Origin of the sequence: Streptomyces sp. SID5910, from assembly GCF_009862125.1 — a bacterium.
GTDB lineage: Bacteria > Actinomycetota > Actinomycetes > Streptomycetales > Streptomycetaceae > Streptomyces.
Genome location: NZ_WWHX01000682.1, coordinates 1 through 2,932 on the forward strand (window position 1 = coordinate 1; position 2,932 = coordinate 2,932).

Here is a 2,932-nt window from a genome sequence, read left to right on the forward strand (position 1 = left end):
GCCGGCGTGCTGCCGCCGCGCGGCGGCTGGCGGCCCGAGCCGGGCCTGCCGGCCCCGGACGCGCTGCGTGCGCTGGTCTCCGCGGCCGTCGCCGAGTTCCGGTCGCGGACCGGGGAGCTGGCCCCCGAGAAGCGGACCCGGGCCGAACTCGACCGGATCGGGCGGGACATCTGGTCCCGGACGGTCGGAGACACCGGGCTGCCGGTGCGGGCCGTGCACGCGGCCCAGTCACTGGGCTTCCTGCGGCCCTCGGCCGGTGACGGGGCCGGGCTCGCGCTGGTGTCGTCGGGTGCGTGGCTGCGGCTGCGGACCCCGTACGGATCCGTCGCCCTGCGCCGGGCGGGCACCGGCGCCGCCGCCCTGGGCCTCAGCGTGCGCTGAGCACCAGGCCGGGGGAGCACCGGATCAGGGGTGCTCGCTGTCGTCCGGCCATACGGCGATGTGGTCCGGCTCCAGTTCCAGGGCCACCCGGTCGCGCATACCGAGGGCCCGCGTGTACTCGGCGGGCAGCTGGAGGCGCCCGGCGCGGTCGAGCATGGCGTACTCGCGGGCCACCACCGTCTCGTGACCGGTCGTCGCGTCCACCTCGCTGCGCCGCAGGACCTCCGTGGAGGTGCGGCCGTCGCGGATGGCGACCGTGCGGCGGACCTCGCCGGCCACCGCCTGGTCGTGGGTGACGATGACGATGGTGGTGCCGAGCCGTTCGTTCGCGGTGCGGAAGGCGGCGAAGATCTGTTCCGCCGTGTGGGAGTCGAGCTCACCGGTGGGTTCGTCGGCGAGCAGGACCGCGGGGTCGTTGGCCAGGGCCACGGCGATCGCGACGCGCTGCTGCTGGCCGCCCGACATCTGCTGCGGACGCCGGTCGCGGCAGTCGGCGACCTCCAGCAGCTCCAGCAGCTCCAGCGCGCGTTCGGAGCGGGCCCGCCGGGCGGAACGGCCCCGGCCGCGGGCGCCCGCGAGCTGCACGGGCAGGGCGACGTTCTGGGCCGCCGTCAGATAGGGCAGCAGATTGCGGGCCGTCTGCTGCCAGACGAAGCCGACCACCTCGCGGCGGTAGGAGAGACGGTCCTTCGCGGTCATCGTGAGCAGGTCCCGGCCGGCGACGCGGGCCGCGCCGGCGGTCGGGGTGTCCAGCCCGGCGAGGATGTTCATCAGCGTCGACTTGCCGCTGCCCGAGGCGCCGACCAGGGCCATCAGCTCGCCCTCCCGGACCAGCAGGTCGAGACCCTGGAGGGCCTGCACCTCGACGCCGTCCGCGCTGAAGATGCGGACCAGGCGGTCGCAGGTGATGAGGGCGTCGTGGCCGTAGGCGGGGCGGTCACGGGAGGCGGTGGCGCGGTCGGCCAGGTCGGCGAGGGTGGGGTTCGTCGTCATCGGGGTCTCCTCGGCGGCTGCCCTGGGTGTCTCACGTGCTGCACATGCCGTGTGCGGTGTCGCCGGCCGCGTCCGCTCATCCCGCGTCACCCGCCCGCAGTTCCTTGACCGACCCGCGGCGGCCCGACCACCACGCCTGCACCGCCGCCGCGCCCACCGCGACCACCAGCACCCCGGCCGTCGGCACCGCCAGCGACCACGGGTCCGTGCGCAGCCCGGTGCGGCCCGGCGGGGACGACGCCGTGGCCAGCGCGATCGCCGTCACGTCGATGCCCGGGGAGAGCAGCCGCACGGCCGCCCAGCCGGTCAGCGCCCCGCCCGCCGCGGCCAGGGCGGCCTGGGGCAGGGACTCCAGGACGAGCAGGCGCCGGCCCTGGGACCGGGTGAGGCCCATCGTGCGCAGGCGGGCGAGCAGCGCGGCGCGTTCGGGCGCGGCGCGCAGCAGGGACAGCAGCAGGGCGAGTACGGCGTACCCGGCGCCGGCCGCGACGGCAGCCGTGTAGACGCGTTCGGCACCGGACTGGAGCGGTGAGTCGACGTACCGGGCCCGTTCCTGCGCCCGCAGGAGCACGGAGCCGGCGTCGCCGGTCGCACGGCGCAGCGCGGTCCCGTCGATCCGGTCGCCGGTGAGCAGCAGTACGGTCGGGCGGGCCGCCTCCGCGGACAGCCCGGCGCGGTCCACGACCAGGAACTCGTCGCCGGAGACGGCCGGGGTGAGGTCGCGTACGAGGGAGACCCGCAGCATGACCGCGGTGCCGTCCTCCATGCGGGCCCGGAACGGCTCGGTGCCGAACCGTTCGGCGACCGCGGGCGAGGCCAGTGCGCGCAGGGGCTCGTCCTCGCCGGCCGGCTGCTTCAGCTCGGCCGCGTCGAAGGCGCCGAGGTCCGTGCGCGTCGCCAGCTTCGCGTAGGCGGCGGGGTCGACGCCCGCCACGGGCAGCGTCTGGCGGCCGTTGCTGGTCCGGGCCTCGTAGGAGATGCTCACCCCGGTCAGCCCGGCCACGCCCGGGGTGCGGCGGACCCGGTCGGCCAGGGCGGACGGCAGCGGGCCGGTGCCCTCCACGCGGGCGTCGGCGCCGGTGGTGAGCAGGGCCGCCCGGTCCCGGGTGTCCGTCACGCCGGTCAGGACCGAGCCGCCGAAGGTCGCCGTGGTGAGCGCGGTCAGCAGCGCGAGGAGGGGCAGCACCGCCGAGACGGACGTACGGCCCGCGCGGGCCAGCGCCAGGTGCCCCACCGCGCCGCGCAGCCGTACCGCCGGACGGGCCAGCCGGCGCAGCGGCAGGGGGTACAGGCGCACCAGCACCAACGCGGCGATCACCCCGACCAGTACAGGCGCCAGCGACACCAGGTCGTCGGCCGAGCTCGCCGCGCCGCGCCGGCGCAGCGTCTCGACGGCGGCCACGGCCAGGACGACGGCGGTGAGTTCGGCGACCGTACGGCGCCGGGACGGGCGTGCCGACGCGACGTCCTGCCGGGCGCCGTGGACCTGGACGGTGCGGTGGGCGGCGGCGGCCCGCAGGGGCAGCGCGGCACAGCCGACGACGGTCACCGCGACGGC

Annotated in this window: 3 protein-coding genes; 1 reads left to right on the forward strand and 2 read right to left on the reverse strand. The window is 77.1% G+C overall.

Annotated features, from left to right (window positions below; genetic code table 11):
- The coding region (locus GTW67_RS23810) for a DUF8185 domain-containing protein (protein ID WP_524539816.1) at positions 1-381 on the forward strand (381 nt) is incomplete at its 5' end.
- Positions 382-405: 24 nt separating this feature from the next.
- On the opposite strand, the gene GTW67_RS23815 is transcribed toward GTW67_RS23810, so the two are convergent.
- Positions 406-1,374: an ABC transporter ATP-binding protein gene (locus GTW67_RS23815; protein WP_161166842.1), complete on the reverse strand. Its 969-nt coding sequence runs from the start codon at positions 1,372-1,374 to the stop codon at positions 406-408.
- Between the two features lie 76 nt (positions 1,375-1,450).
- Positions 1,451-2,932, reverse strand: a 1,482-nt coding sequence (locus GTW67_RS23820; RefSeq protein WP_346010723.1) for an FtsX-like permease family protein, incomplete at its 5' end; no start/stop codon positions are given.

Bases quoted from the DNA above. Each gene is read 5' to 3' on its own strand.
- GTW67_RS23815 (WP_161166842.1), bottom strand. From the start codon at position 1,374: ATGACGACGAACCCCACCCTCGCCGACCTGGCCGACCGCGCCACCGCC.